The organism is Streptomyces sp. NPDC048291 (genome assembly GCF_043201715.1).
Classification (GTDB): Bacteria; Actinomycetota; Actinomycetes; order Streptomycetales; family Streptomycetaceae; genus Streptomyces.
Genome location: NZ_JBICZC010000012.1, coordinates 342397 through 366438, shown reverse-complemented (window position 1 = coordinate 366438; position 24042 = coordinate 342397). Strand labels below are relative to the sequence as shown.

Annotated in this window: 13 protein-coding genes; 6 read left to right on the top strand and 7 right to left on the bottom strand. The window is 72.2% G+C overall.

The window, feature by feature from the left end; all coding sequences use genetic code 11:
• The first annotated feature begins 71 nt into the window (after positions 1–71).
• Both ACGF5O_RS32215 and ACGF5O_RS32210 read left to right on the top strand, forming a co-directional pair.
• Positions 72–6650 (top strand): type I polyketide synthase, encoded by a 6579-nt coding sequence (locus ACGF5O_RS32215; protein WP_393813405.1) that lies wholly within the window; start codon positions 72–74, stop codon positions 6648–6650.
• A gap of 98 nt (positions 6651–6748) precedes the next feature.
• On the top strand, positions 6749–8203 hold the full coding sequence (locus ACGF5O_RS32210; protein ID WP_393813404.1) for a WGR domain-containing protein: 1455 nt from the start codon (positions 6749–6751) through the stop codon (positions 8201–8203).
• 29 nt (positions 8204–8232) lie between these two features.
• Here ACGF5O_RS32210 and ACGF5O_RS32205 read toward each other — a convergent pair whose 3' ends face one another.
• The 5 genes from ACGF5O_RS32205 to ACGF5O_RS32185 form a co-directional block, all read right to left on the bottom strand.
• Positions 8233–9237: a 2-dehydropantoate 2-reductase gene (locus tag ACGF5O_RS32205; RefSeq protein ID WP_393813403.1), complete on the bottom strand. Its 1005-nt coding sequence runs from the start codon at positions 9235–9237 to the stop codon at positions 8233–8235.
• A 155-nt stretch (positions 9238–9392) separates the two neighbouring features.
• Positions 9393–10388 carry an RNA polymerase sigma factor gene (locus ACGF5O_RS32200; protein ID WP_393813402.1) on the bottom strand — a complete coding sequence of 332 codons (996 nt, stop codon included), beginning with the start codon at positions 10386–10388 and terminating at the stop codon, positions 9393–9395.
• Positions 10385–13183 (bottom strand): excinuclease ABC subunit UvrA, encoded by a 2799-nt coding sequence (gene uvrA, locus ACGF5O_RS32195; protein ID WP_393813498.1) that lies wholly within the window; start codon positions 13181–13183, stop codon positions 10385–10387. Before uvrA ends, ACGF5O_RS32200 begins: the two co-directional genes overlap by 4 nt.
• A 191-nt stretch (positions 13184–13374) precedes the next feature.
• Positions 13375–13650 (bottom strand): hypothetical protein, encoded by a 276-nt coding sequence (locus tag ACGF5O_RS32190; protein ID WP_393813401.1) that lies wholly within the window; start codon positions 13648–13650, stop codon positions 13375–13377.
• A gap of 232 nt (positions 13651–13882) precedes the next feature.
• A complete protein-coding gene (locus ACGF5O_RS32185) occupies positions 13883–14998 on the bottom strand; it encodes a LacI family DNA-binding transcriptional regulator (RefSeq protein ID WP_393813400.1) in 1116 nt (371 codons plus the stop codon).
• A 125-nt stretch (positions 14999–15123) separates the two neighbouring features.
• On the opposite strand from ACGF5O_RS32185, the gene ACGF5O_RS32180 reads away from it, so the two are divergent.
• Positions 15124–17310 carry a glycoside hydrolase family 36 protein gene (locus tag ACGF5O_RS32180; RefSeq protein WP_393813399.1) on the top strand — a complete coding sequence of 729 codons (2187 nt, stop codon included), beginning with the start codon at positions 15124–15126 and terminating at the stop codon, positions 17308–17310.
• A gap of 81 nt (positions 17311–17391) precedes the next feature.
• On the opposite strand, the gene ACGF5O_RS32175 is transcribed toward ACGF5O_RS32180, so the two are convergent.
• On the bottom strand, positions 17392–19377 hold the full coding sequence (locus ACGF5O_RS32175) for a glycoside hydrolase family 127 protein (protein ID WP_393813497.1): 1986 nt from the start codon (positions 19375–19377) through the stop codon (positions 17392–17394).
• A 38-nt stretch (positions 19378–19415) separates the two neighbouring features.
• On the bottom strand, positions 19416–20429 hold the full coding sequence (locus tag ACGF5O_RS32170) for a hydroxyacid dehydrogenase (protein WP_393813398.1): 1014 nt from the start codon (positions 20427–20429) through the stop codon (positions 19416–19418).
• Positions 20430–20801: 372 nt separating this feature from the next.
• On the opposite strand from ACGF5O_RS32170, the gene ACGF5O_RS32165 reads away from it, so the two are divergent.
• The 3 genes from ACGF5O_RS32165 (at position 20802) to ACGF5O_RS32155 (ending at position 24033) form a co-directional block, all read left to right on the top strand.
• Positions 20802–22130 (top strand): ABC transporter substrate-binding protein, encoded by a 1329-nt coding sequence (locus tag ACGF5O_RS32165; protein WP_393813397.1) that lies wholly within the window; start codon positions 20802–20804, stop codon positions 22128–22130.
• A gap of 86 nt (positions 22131–22216) precedes the next feature.
• Positions 22217–23170 carry a carbohydrate ABC transporter permease gene (locus ACGF5O_RS32160; protein ID WP_393813396.1) on the top strand — a complete coding sequence of 318 codons (954 nt, stop codon included), beginning with the start codon at positions 22217–22219 and terminating at the stop codon, positions 23168–23170.
• A complete protein-coding gene (locus ACGF5O_RS32155) occupies positions 23167–24033 on the top strand; it encodes a carbohydrate ABC transporter permease (protein ID WP_393813395.1) in 867 nt (288 codons plus the stop codon). The genes ACGF5O_RS32160 and ACGF5O_RS32155 overlap by 4 nt, the downstream gene beginning before the upstream one ends.
• Positions 24034–24042: the final 9 nt, after the last annotated feature.

Sequence of the window (24042 nt, the reverse complement as noted above, 5' to 3'; positions counted from 1 at the left end):
GACGCAGCGGACAGTACCGGATGCCGACAGGACCGATGCCGACGCGACCGACGCCGACCGGAGGGGACCACGTGACGGCGCAGCAGGAGGGCCCGGCCGCCCCTGAGCCGATCGCCATCGTGGGCATGGCGTGCGAGTTCCCCGGCGCGGACGGCGTCGCCGAGTTCTGGCGGATGCAGCTCGACGGCGTGGACGCCACCACGGAGGTCCCGGCCAACCGGTTCCCCGTCGACGCGTTCCACGATCCCCGCCCGCGCACGCCCGGCCGGATCGTCAGCCGCCGCGGCGGCTTCCTGCCTGACATCCGGGGCTTCGACGCCCACTACTTCGGCGTGTCCGGCCGCGAGGCGAGTCACATGGACCCGCAGCAGCGGCTGCTCCTGCAGACCGCCGCGGCGGCCGTACGGGACGCCGGTCTGACCCTGGAGCAGCTCGCGGGGAGCCCGACCGCGGTCGTCGTCGGGCAGCGGACCGCCGAGTACTGGGACCTGCTGCGCGCCGCCGGAGCCCTCGACATCTACGCCAACACCGGTACCTCGCGCAGCGTCCTGTCCGGCCGCCTGTCGTTCTTCTTCGACCTGCGCGGCCCGAGCACCTCCGTCGACACCGCCTGCTCGTCGTCGCTGGTGGCCGTGCACCAGGCGTGCGCCGCGCTGCGCGCCGGGGAGGCCACCCTCGCCCTGGCCGCGGGCGTCAACCTGGTGCTCACCCCGGAGGAGAGCATCACCTTCTCGCAGGCGGACATGCTCTCCCCGGACGGCCGGTGCAAGTTCGGCGCGGCCGACGCCGACGGGTTCGTCCGCAGTGACGGCGTCGGCGTCGTCGTCCTCAAACCGCTGGCACGGGCCGAGGCGGACGGCGACCGCGTGCACGCCGTCATCCACGGCTCGGCGGTCGAGAACGAGGGCCGCAGCAGCGGATACCTGATGACCCCGTCGGAGACCGCCCAGATCGACGCCATGCGGCACGCCTGCGCGCGCGGCGGTATCGACCCGCGCGCCGTCGGCCTCGTGGAGGCGCACGGCACCGGCACCCCCACCGGCGACCCGATCGAACTGCGTGGCCTGGACGCGGTGTACGGCACCGGCGCCGGCCGGTCGGCGGCGGACCCCCTGCTGGTCGGCTCCGTGAAGACGAACATCGGCCACACCGAGGCGGCCGCCGGCATCGCGGCCCTCGTCAAGGCGGCGCTCTGCGTCCGTCACGGAGTCGTGCCGCCCAGCCTGCACAGCGGCCGGAGGACCGACGCGGTGGACTGGGACCGGATGGCGCTGGAGATCCCGCAGGCCGCCCGCGCGTGGGGCCGGGACGGCGCCCGCCGGTACGCCGCCGTCAGCTCGTTCGGCATCTCCGGCACCAACGCCCACGTCGTCCTCGGCGAGCACCGTCCCACGGCCGTGCCGCCGCCCGCCGAACCACGGCCGTACCTGCTCGCCCTGTCGGCGCAGACGCCCGCCGCGCTGCGCCAACTCGCCGACGCCTACGCCGACTTCCTCGGGCCGGACGGCGAAGGGCGCGCGCACGACCTGCGCGACGTCAGTTTCGGCGCGCTGACCCGCAGCACCCATCACCGGCACCGTATGACCGTGCTCGCCGAGGAGCACGACCAGGTCGTCCGCCAGCTGCGCAAGGGCAGGCCGATCGTCGCCGCCAGGACCGGCGGGCGCTGGAAGACCGTCTTCGTGTTCCCCGGGCAGGGCTCCCAGTGGGCCGGCATGGGACGCCGGCTGCTGCGTACCTCCACGGTCTTCCGGGAGACCGTCGAGGAGTGCGACCGGCATGTCCGCGCCGAGCGCGGCTGGTCGGTGCTCGAAAGCCTGACCGGCGGCGACGAGGGCGACTGGCCGATCGACGTGGTGCAACCGCTGCTCTGGGCGATGGAGGTCGCGCTGGCCGCGCTCTGGCGGTCGTGGGGCGTGGAGCCGGACGTCGTGATCGGGCACAGCATGGGCGAGGTCGCGGCGGCCTGTGCCGCGGGCGCCCTCACCCTGGCCGACGGCGCGGCGGTCATCTGCCGGCGGAGCGCCCTGCTCAGGGAGATCGCCGGCGCCGGGTCGATGGCGGCCGTCGACCTGCCCGCCGACGAGGTGCGGCGGGAACTGGCCGACGTGCCGGACGTCGACATCGCGGTGAGCAACGGCCCGCGGCGCACCATCGTCTCGGGGCGCACCCCGGCGGTGGAGAAGGTGCTGGCCGAGCTGGCGGAACGGGATGTCGTCGCGAGGATCGTGAAGGTGGACGTCGCCTCGCACAGCAGCCAGGTCGACCCCCTGCTGGACGCGCTGCGCACCGCCCTGGAGTCGGTCCGGCCCCGCCGGGGTGAGGTGCCGCTGCGTTCGACCGTGACCGGGGAGCTGCTGACCGGCGAGGAGCTGGACGCCGACTACTGGGTGCGCAACCTCCGCGACGAGGTCCGCTTCCACGCCGCCGTCGACGCCGAGACCACCGGCCCCGAAGCGGCGGCCGTCGTCGAGATCAGCCCGCATCCCGTGCTCAGCGCGGCGGTGAAGGAGTGCCTGCCCGAGGAACGCGCCGACGACCAGGTGGTGCCGTCGCTGTTGCGCGACACCGACGACCTGACCGCGCTGCTGACGTCCGTCGGACAGCTTCACGGGGCCGGATACCCGGTACGCCACCGCGCGCTGTTCGAGGAGCCCGCCGCCTATGTGGGGCTGCCCGCCTATCCCTGGCAGCGCGCCGAGTTCTGGCTGGAGCCGACGGCTGCCGGGACGGCCACCCCGCCGACGGCCGCCTCGGGTGCGCCGGCCGCGAGGCCGCTCCCGGGCGCTCCAGGCGGGCACCCGCTGCTCGGCGCGCACGCCGTCCTCGACGACGGCACCCACCGGTGGGAGGGCCCCGTCGACCTGGCCCGCAACGCCTACCTCCTGGACCACCAGGTGCAGGGCCTGGTCATCCTGCCCGGCACCGCGTACCTGGAGCTGGCGGCGGTGGCGGCGGCCGAGGCCGTGGGCGGCGATGTCGTCATCAAGGACGTCCGCTACGACAAGGCGCTCTTCTTCACCGCCGAGGCCCCGCCACTGATCCGGGTGACGCTACGGCCGGCCGGACGGCGGTGGACCTTCGACGTCGCCACCGCCGAAGGCACCGGCTCAGACTGCACCGGATCCAACGGCACGAGGTCCGACGGCACCGGCTCGGACGGCACCGGCTGGACCCGGCACGCGCACGGCCACGTCGAGCGGGCGCCCGTCGGCGCCCCCGCCCCCGGCCTCCCCGAGGACACGCCTCAGGAGATCGCCGCGCGCACCGCCTCGCACCTCACCGGCGCCGAGTTCTACCGCCGGTTCGCGGCCCGCGGCAACGACTGGCGCGGCGTCTTCCAGGGCGTCGCGCAGGTGTGGCGCGGCGACGGCGAGGCGCTGGCCGAGGTCGTCGTCCCGGCCGGTCTCGCCGCGTACGAGCGGCACCTCGTCCATCCGGCGGTACTCGACGCCTGCGGACAGGTGCTCGCGGCCACGCTGCCCGACACCGCGGTCCCCGGCGAGCAGCACGCCTTCATCCTGGGCTCGATCGACGCGTTCCGCCGGCACGGGCCGCTCACCGGGACCCTGTACAGCCACGTGGTGCAACGCGACCTGACCGCCGACTCGTTCAGCGGCGACATCGCCGTGCGCGACGAACGGGGCACGCTGCTGGCCGAGTTCCGCGGCCTGCGGATCCGCTTCCTGCTGCGCCGGGACCAGCCCGGCCCGCTGACCGGCTGGCTCTACGAGCCCCGGTGGACGCCGGCCGCGGTGCCCGCGGCAGTCCCGCAACCGGCAGCCCGCGCCTGGCTGGTGTTCGAGGACGAGGACCTCGGACCGCGGCTCGCACCGGCGGGCGGCACGCGGATCGCCGTACGGCCCGGAGAGCGGTACGAGCGTACCGGCGACGGCGCCTACCGCATCGACCCGTCCCGCCTGGACGACTACGCCCGGCTGCTGTACGAGGTCGGCCGGGACCATCCCGGGGGTGTCGACGCCGTGGTGCACCTGTGGAGCATGCGGGCGCCGCGGCCGGTGGGGGCGGTGCCGCTGGGGCTGGGCAGCGCGTTGCTGCTGGACCGGGCGCTGTCCACCGCGCGCCGGGACGGCCCGCTCCCCCGGCTCGTGCTCGTCACCCGCGGCGCACAGACGGTCACGGACGCGGACGGGGCTCCGGACCCGGAGCAGTCCACCGTATGGGGTTTCGGGCGTACGGCGGGGAGCGAGCTGTCCGCCGTCCCGCACACCCTCGTCGACCTGGCCGCGGACGCCGACGCGGCGCAGGCGGACGCGCTGGCCCGGGAGATCGCGACCGCCGACCCGGCCGAGGACCAGATCGCACTGCGGGCGGGTGCCCGGTACGTGCTGCGGCTTCGCCGCGCCTACCCCGGGTCCGGCGGGAACGAGGTCACCGAGGTCGTGGCGGCCGACGGCCGCCGCGCCGGCCCGGTGCACGCCACCGCCGAGGCGCGGCCCCCGGCCGCCGGCGAGGTGCAGATCGCCGCGGCGTACGGCGGGTTCGGCTTCCGCGACGTGCTCCGGACCGCCGGGGCCCACCGGGACCCGGACGACGACGGCCGGTCGGGCTGGGAGACCGCGGGCGTGGTGACGGCCACCGGCGCCGGCGTGCGCGGACTGGACGTGGGTGACCGCGTGGTGGCCGTCGCCCATCACGGGCCGGCCACCCGCGTGCTCGCCGATCGCCGGCTGACCCTCCGCGTCCCCGAGGGTCTCGGTCTCGCGGCCGCCGCCACCGTGCCCGTCTCCTATCTGACCGCCTGGTACGGCCTCATGGAGCCGGCCGCGCTCCGCGAAGGCGAACGGGTCCTCGTCCACTCGGCCACCGATGGCGTGGGACTCGCCGCGATCCAGGTGGCCCGGTGGCGGGGTGCCGAGATCTACGCGACCGCAGGCAGCGAGCGGCACCGGGCCCTGCTGCGGGCGATGGGCATCGCCCATGTCGCCGACTCCCGGGGCGACTTCGCCGGTCCGCTGCTGGACGCGACCCGGGGTGCGGGGATGGACGTCATCCTCAACTCGCTCACCGGCAAGGCCGTTGACCAGAACCTGGGCCTGCTCGCCCCGTTCGGGCGCTACGTGGAACTGGCCGGGCAGGATCCGGCGGACGACCGCCCCGCAGGCCTCGGTGGCCTGCCGCGCAACGGCTCCTTCCAGGTCCTGGACATCGCCGCCCTCTGCCACGGGCGCCCCGACCGGGCAGGCACGCTCCTCGACCGCGTGCTGCGCCTGATCTCGGCCGGCGAACTCGCGCCGCTGCCCGCGGAGATGTATCCGCTGGACGCCGTCGGCGCGGCCTTCGACGACATGGCGGCGGACCGGCACATCGGCGGGGTGCTCATCGACCTGCGCACCGCCCCGATGGATCCGCCGGCGCCCGCGGCCACCCGGATGCGGCCGGACGCCACCTATCTCGTGACCGGGGGCGGCGGCGGTCTCGGCTCCGGGCTGGCCCGCTGGCTGGTCGCGCGCGGCGCCCGGCACCTGCTGCTCACCGGCCGTTCGCTACCCGGCCCGGCCGCGCCGTCCGGAGGTGATCTCGCTGCCCTGCTGGAGGAGTTGCGCGGCCAGGACGTCGAGGTGCAGTACGCCCCGGTGGACACGGCGGACGAGCGGTCGATGCGCCGGCTGGTCGAGAAGCGCCACGCCGCGGGCCGCCCGCCGGTCCGGGGCGTGTTCCACACCGCAGGCGTCTTCATGTACCAGCCGATCGGTGACACCACCCTGCGGGACCTGGAAGCCGTGCTGAGGCCGAAGCTGGAGGGTGGCCGCGTCCTCGACCGACTCTTCGAGGACGACCTCGACCACTTCGTGCTGTTCTCCTCCGGGAACGCCCTGCTGGCCTCGCCCCAGGTCGCGGCGGGGGCCGCGGCCAACGCGGGCCTCGACGCGATCGCCCGCGCCCGGCGCAGCCGGGGCCGCAGGGCGCTCGCCGTGAACTGGGGCTTCTGGACCGACCGGGGCATGGCCGCACGGGCGGGCACCGAACTCGGGCGGAACCTGATCCCGCGGGGCATGACCGGTTTCACCTCCACGGCCGGGTTCGCGGTGCTCGACCACCTCCTGGCCACGGGGGCCGGGGACACCGTGGTGATGCCGGTGGACTGGGCCCGGTGGCGGGCCGCCTACCCGGTCGCGGCCGCTTCGCCGTTCCTGCGGGACGTCGTCAACGACGCGCCCACGCCACCCGTCGCTCCACCCTCCGCCCCTCCGCCGTCCGTCGCTCCGCCGTCCGTCGCCCCACTGCCCGTCGCCCCACTGCCCGTCGCTCCGCCACCCGTCGCTCCGCCCGCGCCCGCACGGGTCCGGCCGGTGCCTGCCGCGTGGCAGGACGCGGAGCCCGAACGCAGGGTCGCCGGTCCTGCGGTGGAGGCGGGGCCGGAACGCGCGGCCCGTGCGGCGGCACCCGCCGTGGACCGGGCGGAGCTGTTCCTGGCCGAGGTCGCCGCCATCCTGCGCATCGACGCCGCACACCTCGACCCGGACCGGGACCTGACCAGCCAGGGTCTCGACTCGCTGATGGCGGCTCAGCTCCGGCAGGCGGTGCAACGCTCGCACGGGGTGCTGCTGCCGATCGGCAGGATCCTCAGCCGTACGACGCTGGGTGACCTGACGGACCATCTGAACACCGCGCCCCGGCCGGAGTGATCCCGGCGAAGGCCGTTGTCAGTGGCTCCCACTACGGTCTGATCAGTGGGATCCTCCGGACGGACGGCGGATCCATCTGGGGAGGGGTCTGATCCGCCATGTCCACCGGTTCTGCCGCAGTGTCGACGACGTACCTGGAGCTGTCCCAGGAGGACGGCGCCGCGCACAAGTTCTACGAGGTGTCCGTCGCCGACCTGGTCGTGACCGTGCGGTACGGCCGGATCGGCGCCGACGGGCAGACGCAGACGACGACGTTCGCGACGGTGGAGAAGGCACGGGCCGCCGCCGCGAAGAAGGTCGGCGAGAAGGTCCGCAAGGGATACGCCCCGGCCGTACAGGGAGCACGCGCGCCACGCTCGGTGACCCGGCGTCAGGTCGCGTCGGCCCCCTCCACCGCGCGCTCCACCGCGCCCGTGCTGTGGCGTTTCCGCACCGGCTCCGCCGCGTTCGGCATCCATGTCGACGACGACCGCTGCTGGGTCGGCAACCAGGCGGGCGATGTGTACACCCTGGACCACGAGGGCGGCGTGCTGGCCCGCTTCAGCCTCCCGGACGGCGTGAAGTGCCTGGTCGCCGACGACTTCTGGATCTACGCGGGCTGTGACGACGGCAAGGTGTACGACCTGTCCTCGAAGCTGCCGTTCGTGGCCTACGACATCGCGGCGGACGTCGACATCTTCTGGCTGGACATCCACGAGGGTGTGCTGGACGTCTCCGACCGCGACGGCCGGCTCACGGTCATCGACCACGAGGACGAGCACCAGTGGGCCCGCCGCAGCCAGGGCGAGCAGGCCTGGATGGTCCGCGCCGACGAACGGGCCGTGTACCACGGCCACACCAGGGGCGTCACCGCCTACGCCCCGGACGGCGGCCGGGAGTTGTGGCACACGCCCACCAGGGGTGGGGTGCTGTTCGGCTGGCAGGAGGGCGACGTGGTGTACGCGGGCACCGCCCACAAGGCGGTCCAGCGGCTGTCGAAGGCGAACGGCGCGATCGAGGTGACGTACGCCTGCGACAGCGCCGTGTACTCGTGCGCGACCTCGCCGGGCGGGCGGTTCGTGTTCGCCGGTGACGCGTCCTCGTCCGTCTACTGCTTCGACCAGGACGGCACCCGGCTGTGGAAGCTGGGCACGGGCGGCGGTTCGGCGCTGTCGATGCAGTACCACGACGAGCGGCTCTACCTGGTGACCACCGACGGCTCACTGGTCTGCGTGGACGCGAGCGAGGCGGCCGTCACCGCGGCCCAGCAGGGGTCGGTGCCGGTGGCGCGGGACATCAAGCTGGCCGCGGCGATGCCGGCCTGGGCGCCCGCCACGAACGTGAGCGCGGTCGCCACCGTCACGCGGGCCCCCACCGGGACGATCGTCGTGGAGTGCGTCCAGGAGGCGGGCCGGGTCCGGGTGCACGTCGTGTCGGACGGCTACGACCAGTCGCTGAACGTCCAGTTCCCGCGCGCGATACGCGAGCCCGGGGCGCGCTATGTGGTGGACTCCCTGCACACCGCGGCCGGCGGCTTCTACCGGGTGCGCGGTGACATCCGGCGACTGCTCTGAGCCGGAGACCAGAACCTGAAGCGCAGGGTTCAGGACGCGGCACGCAGCTCGGCGTACAACTCCGCTCCGGTCCAGGTGCGCGGGGTGGTCTCCGCCTCGTGCACCAGGGCCGCGAGTCGGGCGTTGGCGGCGGCCCCGTGTCCGTGGCTGCGGGCGACGGCGACGATCTCGCCCTGGAGGGAATCGATCTCTGTCGCCCGGCCGCGTTGCAGGTCCTCCCACATCGACGAGCGCGCGTGGGCGTCGATGCGCAGGGAGGCCGCGGCCACCCGGCGGAACGCGGCGTCGGGCAGTTCGAGTATGTACGGGGTCAGGCGCGGCGAGGCCGGCCCGAGGCGGGCGGGGGTGACGCCGGCGGCGCGGTAGGCGGCGAGGGCTTCGCGCTGGCACAGGGCCAGGCAGCGGCGGTAGGCGCGTTGGCCGAGCTGGTCGCGCAACGGCAGTCCGGACAGGGCGTTGACCGCGTTGTTGAGGTTCATCAGCAGTTTGGCGTGCTGTACGGCGGTCATGTCGGTGCGGGCCTCGACGGCCAGGTGCGCGCTGCGCAGGGCCGCGTGGAGGGTGTCGTCGGGCTCGGTCATGAGCGTGCCCGGCATGCCCTGGTGGACGGTGCCGGGTTCGGACTGGACGACGTTGTAGGGCACCATGCCGGCGAGCACGGTGTGTCCCGGCAGGGCGGGGCGCAGGGTGGCGGGGTTGTGCAGCCCGTTCTGGAAGCTGACCACGACGGCGCCGGGGGCGAGACGGGCGGCGAGGTCCTTGGCGGCGGCCTCGGTTCCCGCGGTCTTCACGGTGACCAGTATGTAGTCGGCGCCGGCCGCGGCCTCGGTCCCGGTGGCGAGGGTCAGCCGGTCGGGGGTGAGGTGGACGGGCGGACGGCCGGAACCGGTGAGGGTGAGCCCTCGTTCCCCCAGTACCCGCATGCCGGACGGCCGCCCGATGAACGCCACCTCGTACCCGGCGGCGACGAGGTGGCCGCCGAGATGACAGCCGATGCTGCCGGCGCCGAGGACGGCGAATCGGGGCTTCGACACGGGTGACCTCCGGTGGATCGGCGGCGGGATCGGCGGCGGGCCGGGGTGTTCGAGTCCTCCTGACCGGACGGACTCCCTGCCCGATGTTGTCACAGGCGACAAGGCATCCGATCCTCTCCTGCGACCTGATCCGCCGGACGGCACCCCCGGCGGACTCAGGAGCCGTCGAGGTAGTCCCGCAGTACCTGTGAGCGGGCGGGGTGACGGAGCTTGGTCATGGTCTTGGCCTCGATCTGGCGGATGCGTTCGCGGGTGACGCCGTAGACGTGTCCGATCTCCTCCAGGGTCCGGGGGCGGCCGTCCGTGAGTCCGTAGCGCAGGGAGATGATGCCTGCCTCGCGGGCGGTCATGCCGGTGAGCAGGGAGCGGATGGTGTCCTGGAGGAGGTGGTGGGTGGCGGCCTCCCAGGGCGCGGGCGTGTCGGTGTCCTCGATGAGGTCGCCGAACTCGCCGTCTCCGTCCTCGCCGAGGCTCGCGTGCAGGGAGACGGGTTCCTTGGTGTAGGCGTCCAGTTCGTGGAGCCGTTCCACCGTGATCCCGGCGCGCTCGGCGAGCCGCTCCGGTGCCGGCGCGGTGCCGGTCTCCCGGGTCAGCTCCCGGCGGGCCCGGGCCACCCGGTTGACGACCTCCACGGTGTGCACCGGGATGCGGATGGTGCGGCTCTGGTCGGCCAGGGCGCGGGTGACGGCCTGTTTGATCCACCAGGTCGCGTAGGTGGAGAACTTGAAGCCCTTGGCGTAGTCGAACTTCTCCACCGCGCGGATGAGTCCGGCGTTGCCCTCCTGGACGAGGTCGAGCAGGTCCAGCCCGCGGCCGGTGAAACGCTTGGCCACGGAGACGACCAGGCGGAGGTTGGCCTCGGTCAGGTGCTCCTTGGCCCGCCGGCCGTCCGCGGCGAGGGCCGCCAGCTCCTCCTCCCGGTACCGGCGGTCTCCCTCCGCCAGCAGCCGTTCGGCGTAGAGGCCCGCCTCGATGCGCCGGGCGATGTCCACCTCCTGTTCGGCGGTGAGCAGCCGGACGCGGGCGATGAGGCGCAGGTAGTCCTTGACGGGGTCGGTGCTGCCGCCCGCCGCCGGCAGCAGCGGCTCGGGGCCGTCGGCTTCGTCGTCGTACGGCACGGGTTCCTGCGCGCTCTGCAGTACGGCACTCACGCGACCGCCCCCTTCAGCAGCGGGCCGAGAAACCTGCCGGTGTGCGAGTCGGGGTGGGCCGCGATCTGTTCCGGGGTGCCCTCGGCGATCACCTGTCCGCCGCGGTGGCCGCCCTCGGGGCCCATGTCGATCAGCCAGTCGGCCGTCTTGACCACGTCGAGGTTGTGCTCGATGACCACGACGGTGTTCCCGCCGTCGACGAGCCGCCGCAACGCCGTCAGCAGCCGCTCCACGTCGGCGGTGTGCAGACCGGTGGTGGGTTCGTCCAGTACGTAGAGGGTGCGTCCCCGGGTACGGCGCTGCAACTCGGCGGCGATCTTGACCCGTTGGGCCTCGCCGCCGGACAGGGTGGTGGCCGGCTGGCCGAGCTTCACATAGCCGAGTCCCACGTCGTGGAGGGTGCGCAGGTGCCGGGCGATGATCTGATGCCCCTCGAAGAAGTCCAGGCCCTCCTCGACGGTCATGGCGAGGACGTCGGCGACGGACCGGCCCCGGTACCGCACGTCGAGCGTCTCCCGGTTGTACTGGGCGCCCTGACACACCTCGCACGGCACGTACACGTCGGGCAGGAAGTTCATCTCCACCCTGATGGTGCCGTCGCCGTGGCAGTGCTCGCAGCGACCGCCCTTGACGTTGAAGGAGAAGCGCCCGGGCCGGTAGCCGCGCACCCTGGCCTCCGGGGTCTGCGCGAACAGCTTGCGCAGGTGGTCGAAGACGCCGGTGTAGGTGGCGGGGCTGGAGCGGGGGCTGCGGCCGATGGGTGCCTGGTCGACCTGGACGACCTTGTCGAGGTGCTCGACGCCGGTGAGGGCGCGGTGACGGCCGGGGGCCCGGTGCGCACGGTGCAGGTGGCGGGCCAGGGCGGTGTGCAGGATGTCGTTGACGAGGGTGGACTTGCCGGAGCCCGAGACGCCGGTGACGGCGGTGAACAGGCCGAGCGGGAAGGACACGGTGACACCGCGCAGGTTGTGCTCGGCGGCTTCGTGCACGGTGAGCAGGCGGTCCGGCAGCGGGGGCCTGCGCCGGGCGGGCACGGGTACGGCACGCCGTCCGGACAGGTAGGCGCCGGTCACCGACTCGGGATGCGCCGCCAGTTCGGCGACGGACCCCGAGTGCACGATGCGGCCCCCTTCCGTCCCGGCGCCGGGCCCGATGTCGACGACCCAGTCGGCGACCCGCAGCGTCTCCTCGTCGTGCTCGACGACGATCACGGTGTTGCCGCGGTCGCGCAGCCGCTTCAGCGTCTCGATCAGCCGTTGGTTGTCGCGTTGGTGCAGCCCGACGGACGGCTCGTCGAGGACGTACAGCACTCCGGTCAGCCCGGCGCCGATCTGGGTGGCCAGCCGGATCCGCTGGGCCTCGCCGCCGGAGAGGGAGGCCGCCGGGCGGTCCAGGGAGAGGTAGTCGAGCCCGACGTCCAGCAGGAACCGCAGCCGCTCGCCGATCTCGGCGAGCACGGCCTGCGCGATCCGCCGCTCGCTCTCCGTCGGTTCCAGCCCGCCCAGGGCGGCGGCGAGCCGGTCGAGCGGCAGAGCCGCCGTCTCGGCGATGCTCCGCCCGCCCACGGTCACGGCCAGGACCGCGGGAGTCAGCCGGGCTCCCCCGCAGGCCGCACACGGCACCTCCCGCAGGTATCCGGTGAACCGGCTCCGCGCGGTGTCGGCTGCGACGGCCTCGCCATGACGGCGTTCGATGTGCGGGACGACGCCTTCGAACCGGCTCAGGTGCGACCGCTCGCGGCCGAAGCGGTTCCGGTACGACAGCTGGAGCCGCCGCTCGGTGCCGTACAGGACCATCTCCCTTGCCTCGGGCGGCAGTTCGCGCCAGGGGGTGGAGGTGCTGAACCCTGCGTCGGCGGCCAGGGCTTCCAGCAGCAGAGTGAAGTAGTCGGCACCGCTGGTGTCCGTCCAGGGCGCGATGGCGCCGTCGGCCAGGGACTTGCCGTCGTCCGGGACGACCAGCGACGGGTCGACCTGGGTGCGCGAGCCCAGTCCGGCGCAGTCGGGGCAGGCACCCCAGGGGGCGTTGAAGGAGAACAGCCGGGGTTCGAGCGCGGGCAGGCCGAGGTCGTGGGAGCGCGGGCAGGCCATCTCCTCCGAGAACGTGGACTCCCGCCCCTCATCGCCGGGTTCACGGTCCACGAACTCGACCCGGACGACGCCGCCGGCCAGCCCCAGGGCGGTCTCGACCGACTCGGTCAGCCGCTGTCGTATCCCCGGCCTGACGGCCAGTCGGTCCACGACGACGTCGATGGAGTGGCGCCTGCGCGGGTCCAGGGCGGGTGGCGTGGTGAGCGCGAACACGGCGCCGTCGATCCGGACACGGCTGAACCCGTCCGCACCCAACTGCCGCAGAACCTCGGCGTGTTCGCCCTTGCGGTCGCGGACGACGGGGGCGAGCAGCTGGAAGCGGGTGCCCTCCGCGGCGCTCAGCAGCTGGTCGACGATGCGCTGCGGGGTCTGGCGGCCGACCGGCTCGCCGCACTCGGGGCAGTGCGGTCGACCGATCCGGGCGTAGAGCAGACGCAGGTGGTCGTACACCTCGGTGAGGGTGCCGACCGTGGAACGCGGGTTGTGTCCGGTCGTCTTCTGGTCGATGGCGATCGCGGGCGACAGTCCTTCGACGGCGTCGACATCGGGCTTGTCAAGCTGCCCGAGGAATTGCCGTGCGTACGCGGACAGCGATTCCACATAGCGCCGCTGCCCCTCCGCGAATATGGTGTCGAACGCCAGGCTCGACTTACCGGAACCGGAAACACCCGTAAAAACGACGAGAGAGTCCCTCGGAAATTCCACGGACACGTCACGAAGATTGTGCTGACGGGCGCCTTTGACGACGAGTCGATTGCTCACTCATTCGAGGCTACCACCGTGAAACCACAGGGTATTGCCGCCCGGAAGCCCTTTTCGCCTGTGATGAACATCGCGCTTGACATACATTCCGGCGATGTGAGCAAAGAATCGACCGCGGCCGATGCCCGGTTTTCTCAGCCCGCCATCGCATCGCGGAGCAGTTCGAAGTCCTCGACGGCCGGCGGGGCCAGGCCGAAGCGGAGTTTCGTCCTCTCCCCCAGGCGCTCGGTGGGCGGGTAGCTGACGAACCCTTTGCCGCGGCCCAGCCGGGCGGGATTGCGGCGCTCGCCGTGGTCGAGCTGGATCCAGCCGTGCCGGTCGGCGTACCGCGCGTTTCCGGTCGGCGCCGCTCCGATCCGGGCCCGTCGGGGCCGGCCGGACGGCTTTTCCTCCGTCCCTTCATTCGCCACCGGAATGAAGGAAAGCTGGCTGTTCATAAGCCGTCCCGAGATCGCGGACCGCCACTGTCAGGTCTCTTCTCAAGGGCCACACATGTCATCTGGTGTCATGTATTCGGGGCGCCCCGGTAGAGGCCGGCGGTGTCCGCGGCGACCCGAGCGAGTTCCGCGCGCAGTGCCGTCGGCGAGAGGACTTCGGCGTCGGACCCGGCTTCGGCGGCACCGGCGTCCGCCGGCGGGCCGGTCAGCCGACCCTGCGTACCGACTGACGGATCACCAGCTGGGTGCTCAGGACCACGTGGTCGTCGCCGGTGATGCGCTCCGTGTTCTCCAGGGCCAGGCGGACCGCCGTACGGCCCAGGTCCTCGTACGGGACCCGGATCGAGGTGAGCGACGGGACCAGGTCCGCGGCGAAGGGCACGTCGTCGAAGCCGACCACCGAGACGTCGGCGGGGACGTCCAGTCCGGCGTCGCGGAGTGCGGCGAGCGCGCCGAGGGCGACCATGTCGGTGCCCGCGACGACGGCGGTGAAGTCCACCCCCGCCTTGAGCGCGTCCCGGGTGCGCTGGTAGCCGGAGACGCGGGTGTAGTCACCGGGCACGTCGAGTTCCTCGGCGTACGGCAGTCCGTGGGCGCGCAGGGCGTGCAGGTAGCCCTCCCGGCGTCGCAGCCCGGTGCTCAGCCGGGGGTCGGCGCCGAGGAAGAGGGCCCGCCGGTGGCCCTGGACGAAGACGTGGTCGGCGGCCTGGAAGGCGCCGCCGCGGTTGTCGTAGTCGACGACGGTCACGGGCAGGTTCCCGGGCAGGGGCGGGCGGCCCACCAGGACCAGCCGGGATCCGGCGGCGTCCAGGGCGCGCGCGTACTCGGCCATGCGCTGGAAGTAGGCCTCGTCCTGCACCGTGCCGCCCACGAGTACGACCGCCGCCGCGTGCTGCTCGCGCATCAGCTGCACCAGGGCGTCCTCACGCTCCGGGTCCCCGTGGGTGGCGCAGACCAGGCTCAACCGGCCCCGCAGCGCCGCCTCTTGCTCGACCCCGGCGGCGACATGGGCCAGCGACGGCCCGGTGATGTCCCGCAGGACAAGAGCGATGGGGCCCGCGACCCGTCCGGAGAGCGCCTTGGCGTGGACGTTCACCACGTAGTGGAGTTCGTCCACCGCGGCCATGACCCGCTCCCGGGTGGCGGTGGAGACGGGGTAGTTGCCGGCCAGCGTCCTGGAAACGGTTGCTACCGAGACACCGGCCCGTACGGCGACATCACGGATGGTGCTGGGGCGATCACCATCTGCGGTCCTCTTCCGCCGACGCCTGGCACTTCCGGGCTCTGGACCCGCACCGGAGTCTCTTCCGTTCACCGTCACACCGCGACGTTACTGCATCCTGCACCCTTGCGACCCCTCTGAGGCGATTACCAGTGTGACGATGACAGTAATCGTTTACTAATCGTCGTGCATCAATCCGCGCACCCACCGGGGAGTCCTCACTCGTGTCCGTCACCTTCTTCCGCTGGGGCACCGACGAGTTGTCCCTGCTCCTCGCGTACGACACGACAGGACCGGTGCGGCTGCTGGCTGCGGGCGAAGCCGCCGCGCTGCCCGATCCGGCCCACGAACCCGCGGGCCTGGACGCTCTCAGGCGAGCCGCCCTGCCGCTGGTCGAGGTCCACACGACCGGCAGCGGGCGGCTCGGCACCTCGGGCAAGCGCCACGTGGACGGCGCCGCCTCCCGCGCGCTGCGCCACACCGGCCACGAGGAGTCGGCCGACGCCGACGGCACCCGGACGCTGCGCGTGCTCATGGCCGACGACGCGACCGGCCTGCGCGTCACCGCCGTCTGCACCTTGCGCGAGGGCATCCCCGTCCTGCGCACCGAGGCATACGTCGAGAACACGGGCGAGCGGGCGGTGGTCCTGGAGTACGTCTCGTCCTTCGTGCTCTCCAACCTCGCCCGGACCCTTCCCGAGGGCGCCGGCTGGGAGGACGGGCTGTCCCTCTGGACCGCGGCCAACCCCTGGAGCGGCGAGTTCCGCTGGTCCCGGGCCACCCTCGTGGAACACGGCCTGCACGACGTCGGAATGGTGGCGTACGGCCAGACAGGATCCAAGAACCGCATCTCCCTGACCAGCACCGGCGCCTGGTCCTCCTCCGAACACCTCCCGACGGGCTGCCTGGAGGAGCCCTCGACCGGCCGCGCCCTGATGTGGCAGATCGAGCACAACGGCTCCTGGCACGCCGAACTCGGCGACCGCTTCGACGACGTCTGTCTCGCCCTGTCCGGCCCGACCGACCGGGAACACCAGTGGCGGCGCAGGCTCGGCCCCGGGGAGTCCTTCCGCACCGTGCCCGCCGCCGTCGCCCTGGTCCCCGAAGGCGGCTTCGAGGCGGCACTCGCGGCACTGACCCGACACCGCCGCCGGACCCGCCGGACCCATCCCGACCACCAGGGCCTGCCCGTCGTCTTCAACGACTTCATGAACTGCCTGATGGGCGAACCCAGTACGGAGGCGCTGCTGCCCCTGGTCGACGCTGCCGCGGCGGCCGGCGCCGAGGTGTTCTGCGTCGACGCGGGCTGGTACGACGACGAGCCGCCCGGCACGGCCGGCCCCGGGGGCGTGCCGGGCTGGTGGGACGCGGTCGGGGCGTGGGAGGAGTCCGCCTCCCGGTTCCCCGGCGGACTCGGCGAGGTCATGGACCGGATCCGCGCGGCCGGGATGGTCCCGGGCCTGTGGCTGGAGCCGGAGGCGGTGGGGGTGCGCAGCCCGGTCGCGACCGCACTGCCCGACGAGGCGTTCTTCCGCCGCGACGGCATCCGGCTGGCGGAATGGGGACGCCACCAGCTCGACCTGCGGCACCCGGCCGCCCGAGCCCATCTCGACGCGGTGGTGGACCGGCTGGTCGCCGACTACGGCGTCGGCTACCTGAAGCTGGACCACAACATCGACATCGGCGCCGGTACGGACGGCGGCGACAGCCCGGGCGACGGCCTGCTCGGCCACAACCGTGCCCACCTCGACTGGCTGGACGGGGTCCTCGACCGGCACCCGGGCCTGGTCCTGGAGAGCTGCGCGGCGGGCGGCAGCCGCACCGACCAGGCGATCCTGTCCCGCCTGCCGATCCACTCCGTCACCGACCAGCAGGACTTCCGTCTCCTCCCCGCGATCGCCGCGGCCGCGCCCACCGCGGTCACTCCGGAGCAGGCTGCGATCTGGGCCTACCCGCTCCCCGAACACGACGAGGCGGAACTGGGCATGGTGCTGGTGTCAGCCCTGCTCGGCCGCGTCCACCTCAGCGGACGCCCCGACCTACTGGCCCCCGAGCAGGCGGCCGTCGTGCGCCGGGCGCTGGAGACGTACAAGTCCTACCGCCATCTGCTGCCCGCCTCCCTCCCCCACTGGCCGCTCGGCCTGCCCGGATGGCGCGACGGCTGGATCGCCCTCGCCCTGACCACCGAGGACGGTACGACCCTGCTCGCGCTGTGGCGCCGCGACGGCGCCCCGGAAGCCCTGACCGTTCCGCTGCCGTGGATCGCCGAACACGCAACTCCGCGCACCCTGTTCACCGCGGGACCACAGCCCTCGTACGCCTGGAACGGCCGGGAGCACACCCTACGGGTGACCCTCCCGGCCGAGCGCTCGGCGCTCCTGCTGGCCTTCGGACCTACGCGGGCCGTGTGACCGCGGCTGGGGCAGCGCCCCAAAGGGGCGCGGGGAACTGCGCGACCAGCCACCACGGCGCGGCAGCCGGCCAACGCCCCATCACGGCAACCGCAGCGGAGCCGCCAGCGGCAACCAGACCCGCATGCCACCCGCCTCACGGTTGGCCCACGCGTAATACGGCACCGCCGTCAACTCGACGCCCGCCGTGGCCTGCGGCGCCTGAGTCCCGAGCGGCCGGTACGGCCAACCCGCGCGCTCGTCCGCGGCCAGCAGACGCCCCACTCCACTCACCGTGCTGACCCCACCGAGCAACCCGGGCTGCCAGTCCACTGTCAGCGGCTCCCCCGGATCCAGCACCACGCCGTCGGGGTCCAGACCACCACGCTGGTCGGTCTGTTCGAGGCAGTAGACCAACGGCCCCCGCTCGATCGCGGCGCACCCCCGGACCGCGTCGACACGCGGGCCCGCCACGGTGAGCCGGGCCGGCATCGCGAGTTCGAGCCGGACGGTGTCGCCACGGACGAAGGAGCGGGTGAGCCGCAACCAGCCGGACTCCGCCCGTCCCTCGACCACGGCGCCGTTCAGCGTGAGCGTGTACCGCGTGCACCACGCCGGCACGCGCAGCGCGAGGGTCTTCGGCCCGGTGACGGTGGCCTCCTCGACGGCCACCGTCACCGGGCCGTCCCACGGGTAGTCGGTCGTCACCCGCACGGTGAGGCCGTCGCCGCCGTAGACGCCGGTGGCGTACTGGTGGAGGTGGAGGCCGTCGTCGCCGGTCGTGGCGATGTAGTGCGGCAGGCTCGCGAGCAGGCGCATCACGTTGGGCGGGCAGCAGGCGCAGCGGAACCACGGCGTGCGGTGGGCGGTCTGGTCGCCGGGGCGTTCGTGGGAACGGGAGCGGCGGTGCAGCGGGTTGACGTACAGCCAGGTATGCCCGTCGAGCCCGGCTCCGGCGAGGAAGCCGTTGAACAGGGTGCGTTCGACGAGGTCGGAGTAGCGGGCCTCACCGGTGAGCAGGGCCATGCGCCAGGAGAAGTGGATCGAGGCGATGGCGGCGCAGGTCTCGGCGTAGGCGCGGTCGGCGGGCAGCTCGTGGGCGTCGCCGAAGGCCTCCCAGCCGTGCCGGGAGCCGACGGCGCCGGTGAGGTAGGTCTTGGTGGCCGCCATGTCCAGCCACAGCCGCTCCACCGCCGTACGCAGCTCGGGGTCACCGGTCTCCGCCGCCAGGTCGGCGGCCCCGGCGAGCAGGTAGAGCTGGCGCACGGCGTGGCCGGCGACCTCGGTGGCCTCGCGGACCGGGGTGTGGTCCTGCCAGAACTCCGGTCCCGGGTCGCGGTCGTGGCCGCGGTCGGCGCCGGAGGACAGGGTGCCGTGGCCGCGCCGGTCGATGAAGTGGCGGGCGAGATCGAGGTAGCGCCGCTCCGAGGTGGTCCGGTAGAGCTCGACGAGTGCGGTCTCCACCTCGGGATGGCCGCAGACCGTGTCGACCTGCTTGCCGGGGCCGAAGACGGAGTCGATGTGGTCGGCGAGCCGGCGTGCCGCCTCCAGCAGCCGGTCGGAGCCGGTGGCCCGGTGGTGGGCGACGGCGGCCTGCATCAGGTGTCCCGCGCAGTAGAGCTCGTGGCCCCAGCCCAGCTCGGTCCACGGCTCGCCGCCGCCGAGCTGGTAGTAGGTCTGGAGGTAGCCGTCCTCCCGCTGGGCGGCGGTGACCAGCCCGACGACGGCCTCGACTTCGGCGGAGAGCTCGGCCGCGAGTTCGCCGTCGGGGCTGTCCGCCAGCTGCCAGCAGGCGGCCTCCAGCCACTTGTAGACGTCCGAGTCCTGGAACTGGAAGTCACCGGCGAAGCCCGCGGAGACGGCTCCGGGGACTGCTCCGCCCTCGGTGCGCAGGAGCGCGGCGGCACGGAAGTTGGCGAGGTTTCCGGCCGCCTCCAGCCGCTTGGGGCCGTCGGCCAGGGACACCTCGGCGTTGATCCGCCGGCGCTCGGCCCAGAAGCCGCCCTCGACACGGGCCAGGGCGGCGGGACGCGACGGGGAGACGGCACCGGGGGTGGGACGGACCGGTCCGGCAAGCACGGTGTTCAGGGGAGCCTCCGAAGAAGGGGAGAGTGATGGGGGGGCGGTCAGGCGCTGATGGCGAGCTGGGCCCGGTGTACGGGGTGCGCAAGGGGCAGGCCGGAGGTGATGCGTTCCAGTTCCTGTACGACGGTGTCGCCGAGGCGGGCCAGTTCGTTGCCCAGGGAGCCGGCGATGTGCGGGGTGAGGAAGACGTTGGGGAGGCCGTAGAGCGGGGAGCCGGCGGGCAGCGGTTCCGGGTCGGTGACGTCCAGGACCGCGCTGATCCGGCCGCCGACCAGTTCCTCGGTGAGCGCGGTGTGGTCGATCAGGGCTCCCCGTGACGTGTTGATCAGTACGCCGCCGTCGGGGATGAGCGCGAGCCGCCCGCGGTCGAGCATCCCCTGCGTCTGGGGGATGTCCGGCGCGTGCACGCTGACGATGTCGCTGGTGCGCAACAGCTCGTCCAGCGGCAGCGGGACCGCACCGAGCCGCGCTGCCTCCGCCGCGTCGACGTAGGGGTCGTACAGGCTCACCGACAGGTCGAACGGCCGCAGCAGTTCGAGGACCCGGCGGCCCACCCGGGAGGCGCCGATCAGACCGACCCTGCGGCCGAGGTTGCCCACGGCCGCGAAGTCCGTCGGCGCGGGATACACCCGCTCGGTGCGGAAGCGTTCGCGCAGCCCGAAGGCGTCCTTGCCGGCGAGCAGGATCGCGGCGAGCGTGTACTCGGCCACGGGCAGCGCGTTGGCCTGCACCGCGCTGGACAGGGTGATGTCCCGCGCCCAGAACGGCTCCCCGACCATGTGCCGGACGCTGCCGGCCGCGTGCAGCACCGTCCGCAGCCGTGGCGCCCCGTCCAGGACCGGTGCGCCTATGTGCGGGCAGCCCCAGCCGGTGATGAGTACCTCGGCCCGGCTCAGGGCAGCCGCTGCCGCCGGTTCGGAGAAGTCCTGGACGACGAGACCGGGGTCGATCCGCACGAGTTGGCGGAGCCGGTCCATCAGCCGCGGCGGGAACAGTTCGCGCAGGTGGACGGGGTTCATGACGAAAAGCGCGTGGGGCGACGCCGATGCCGACATGGTGGTGCTCCTGCTCGGGCTCAGGGGCGGCGGGCAAGACGCCGCGAGGTTAGTAAACGTATTCCACGCTAGAAGCCTCCCCGGTGCCGGTCAATGCTTCGCCGTGGCGTGATCGATGCCGCCAACCCTCTCGACCGACCCGCGGATTACCGAACTACGCAGGTCAGACGCGCCTCCAGGTAACGTTCTTGAAAGTTTGGCGAAACAATCCGGCCCTTCCCCCTTGTGGATCCGGCCACCCCGGCCGTACGGTCCACGACAAACGATTACTGCTGCTGGTGAGCAGTGCCGGTTTCACTCCCCTTTGCGCCGCCCGACCGCGCCGCCTTCCCCACGTTGCAGGCGCCGTCTCGTTCCCCTCGTGGAGGACCGATGTCCAAGTCCCGCATCCGCAGCAGAGCCCTCGTCCCGTTGGCCGCCGCCGCGTCCCTCTCCCTGCTCCTGGCCGCCTGCTCGGACGGCGGCGGCTCCGAGGCCTCGCCGAAGACCACGGGCAAGGTCACGCTGGAGTTCTGGAGCTGGACCGACGGCATCGAGGCCCAGACGAAGGTGTGGAACAAGGAGCACCCCGAGACGCAGATCAAGTTCGTCAACGCGGCGGGCGAGACGGTCTACCAGAAGCTCCGGGCAGCCGTGAACGCGGGCACGGCACCGTGTCTGTCGAAGATGGACGGGATGAACCTGGCGAGCTTCGCCGCGGACGGCCTGCTGACCGACGTCACGAAGGTCGCCGCCCCGTACAAGAGCGCGTACACGACGGCGGCGTGGAACGCGGTCAGCCCCGGTGGCACCACCTTCGGTATCCCGATGGGCTCCTCGCCCCTGTTCACGGCCTACCGTGCGGACCTGTTCCAGAAGTACGGCATCCAGGCGCCGAAGACCTGGGACGACCTGATCGCGGCCGGCAAGAGGGTCCAGCGGCAGGACAAGAACGTCAAGATCTACAACATGGCCGGGGAAGACCCGAGCACCCTCGTCGACCTGTCCTGGTCCGCGGGTGCCCAGTGGTACAAGGCCGACGGCGACCACTGGGTCATCGACTTCACCTCGCCCGACGCCCTCAAGGCCGGCGTCGTCGTCCAGCAGCTGGTCGACGACGACCTCGCCTCCAACGCCTCCTACGCCGACCCGGGTGTCTTCAAGACCTGGGACCTCGGCAAGACCATCGCGATGACCACCTCCACCTGGCAGCTGCCGATCTACGACACCAACTTCCCCAAGTCCAAGGGCAAGTGGCAGCTCGCGGACGCCCCGCTCTTCGACACCGCGACGCCGCGGACATCCAGCAACTTCGACACCACCGCCGTCCTCAAGGGCTGCAAGTACCCCGACCGCGCCGCGCAGTTCGCCGCCTGGCTGTCCAGCAGCAAGGAGTCGCTGACCACCCTCACCGACCCGGCCTCCAAGTCCGGCCTGTTCCCCGCCGTCAAGGACGTCTCGCCATACGTCGACAAGATCATCCCGACCGAGATGTTCAACGGGCAGTCCGACAGCGCGAACGTCATCACCACCGCCGCGTCCCGGGTCGGCGAGCAGTGGCAGTACGGCCCCGACTACGCGGCCATGTACTCCGAGATGCAGAAGCAGTGGGGCCAGGTCATGAAGAAGCAGCTCACCGTCAAGGCGATGCTGACGCATCTGCAGCAGTGGACCCTCGACGACCTCAAGGGCAAGGGCATCAAGGCCGTCGCCGGCAGCTGATCCCTCCCCGGACCACCCGCTTCCGCCGCGCACCGCCAACCGATTCGGCTCGAAGGCCCGTCGGCGCACCTCACCTGGAGATATCCGTGTCCACCCATCCGCGACCGCCCAAGGTCGCCACCGACTCCCCGGTCCGGCGGCCCTCCCCCCGCCGGTCCGGGAGACGGGGGACCTACAAGGGAGTGCTGTTCACGCTGCCCTTCCTTGTGGGATTCCTGGTCACCTACGTGCTGCCGATCGGCTACGCGTTCGGCCAGAGCCTGTACGAGAAGAAGGGCACCGGTCTCGGCTTCGGGCCGACGCGCACCGTCTACAGCGGATTCGACAACTTCGCCTCCGTCCTCGGCAACGACGCCTTCTGGGCGAGCATGGTGCGCACCCTGCTGTTCGGCCTGGTCCAGATCACGGTGATGCTCGGGATCTCGCTCTTCCTGGCGCTGCTGCTGGACGGCGTCGCGGCGCGGGCGGTGCGGTTCTTCCGGGCGGCGCTGCTGATCCCGTACGTCGTGCCCGCGGTCGTGTCGACCGTCATGTGGCTGTTCCTCTACAGCCCCACCGGCAGCCCGCTGCTCGACCTGGCGCATCGGGCGGGCACCGACGTCGACTTCTTCGGCGGCCTCAACACCTACCTCTCGCTGGGCAATCTGCTGACCTGGCAGGGCATCGGCTTCAACATGATCCTCATCTCCGCCTCCCTCCAGGCTCTGCCGCGCGAGCTGTACGAGGCGGCCCGGCTGGACGGGGCGAAGGAGTGGCGGATCGCCTGGTCGGTCAAGGTCCCGAACATCACCGGGATTCTCGTCCTGACCGGCATGTTCTCCCTCATCGGCCGACTCCAGCTGTTCACCGAACCGCTGATGCTGCGGCAGATCGCACCGGAGTCGATCAACACCGACTTCACGCCGATGATGGAGATCTTCGACCAGGCGTTCAAGGCCGGCAACTACCAGTACGCGGCCGCCGAGTCGCTGGTGCTGGCCGTCGTCACCGGCATTCTCGCCTTCGTGTTCCACCGTGTGACGAACAGGAAGATGTCATGAGCAGTGTCGCCACCGGGGGCGGAGCACGCCCCACCCGCCGTGCCGTGGCCCTCACCACCGGCCTGCTGGTCCTCTTCCTGCTGTACTCGCTCGCCCCGACCTGGTTCCTGATCGTCTCGGCGACGAAGGACCAGACCGACCTGTACTCGACCTTCGGCCTGTGGTTCTCCTCCAACCACCTCGGCGACAACCTCCAGCAGATCTGGACCTACCACGACGGCGTGTTCACCCGCTGGATCGGCAACTCGATCCTGTACTCGACGCTCGGCGCGGCCGGCTCCACGCTCATCTCGCTCGCCGCCGGCTACGGACTGTCGAAGTTCGAATTCCCGGGGCGCGGCGCCCTGTTCGCGGTCATCGTCGGCGCCTCGCTGCTGCCCAGCACCCTGCTGGCCTTCCCGCTCTACCTCGTCTTCGCCAAGATCGGGCTCACCAACACCATCTGGTCGATCCTGATCCCGTACTTCATCAACCCCTTCGGGGTCTACCTCGGCAAGGTCTACGCGGACAGCTCCGTACCCACCGAGCTGATGGAGGCGGCCCGTCTCGACGGCGCCTCCGAGCTGCGGATCTTCTGGTCGGTCGCGCTGAGGCTGATGCGGACCGGCGGCATCACCATCTTCATGCTCGTCTTCATCGACATCTGGAACAACTTCTTCCTCCCCCTGTTCATGCTCAACGGCGAGCGCACCTTCCCCGTCACCCTGGGCCTCTACTCGTGGCTCCAGCAGGCGCAGACCGCCCGCGACATGAACACCCTCGTCCTCACCGGATCCCTGCTGTCGATCGTTCCGCTCGCGGTGTTCATGTTCGCGCTCCAGAAGTACTGGCGCAGCGGAATCCTCATGGGCAGCCTCAAGTAAAGGACCAGC

What these genes read in the sequence shown, in the direction of transcription:
- ACGF5O_RS32210 (WP_393813404.1), top strand. Translation starts at nt 6,749, where the DNA reads ATGTCCACCGGTTCTGCCGCAGTGTCGACGACGTACCTGGAGCTGTCC.
- ACGF5O_RS32170 (WP_393813398.1), bottom strand. Translation starts at nt 20,429, where the DNA reads ATGTCGGCATCGGCGTCGCCCCACGCGCTTTTCGTCATGAACCCCGTC.
- ACGF5O_RS32165 (WP_393813397.1), top strand. Translation starts at nt 20,802, where the DNA reads ATGTCCAAGTCCCGCATCCGCAGCAGAGCCCTCGTCCCGTTGGCCGCC.
- ACGF5O_RS32155 (WP_393813395.1), top strand. Translation starts at nt 23,167, where the DNA reads ATGAGCAGTGTCGCCACCGGGGGCGGAGCACGCCCCACCCGCCGTGCC.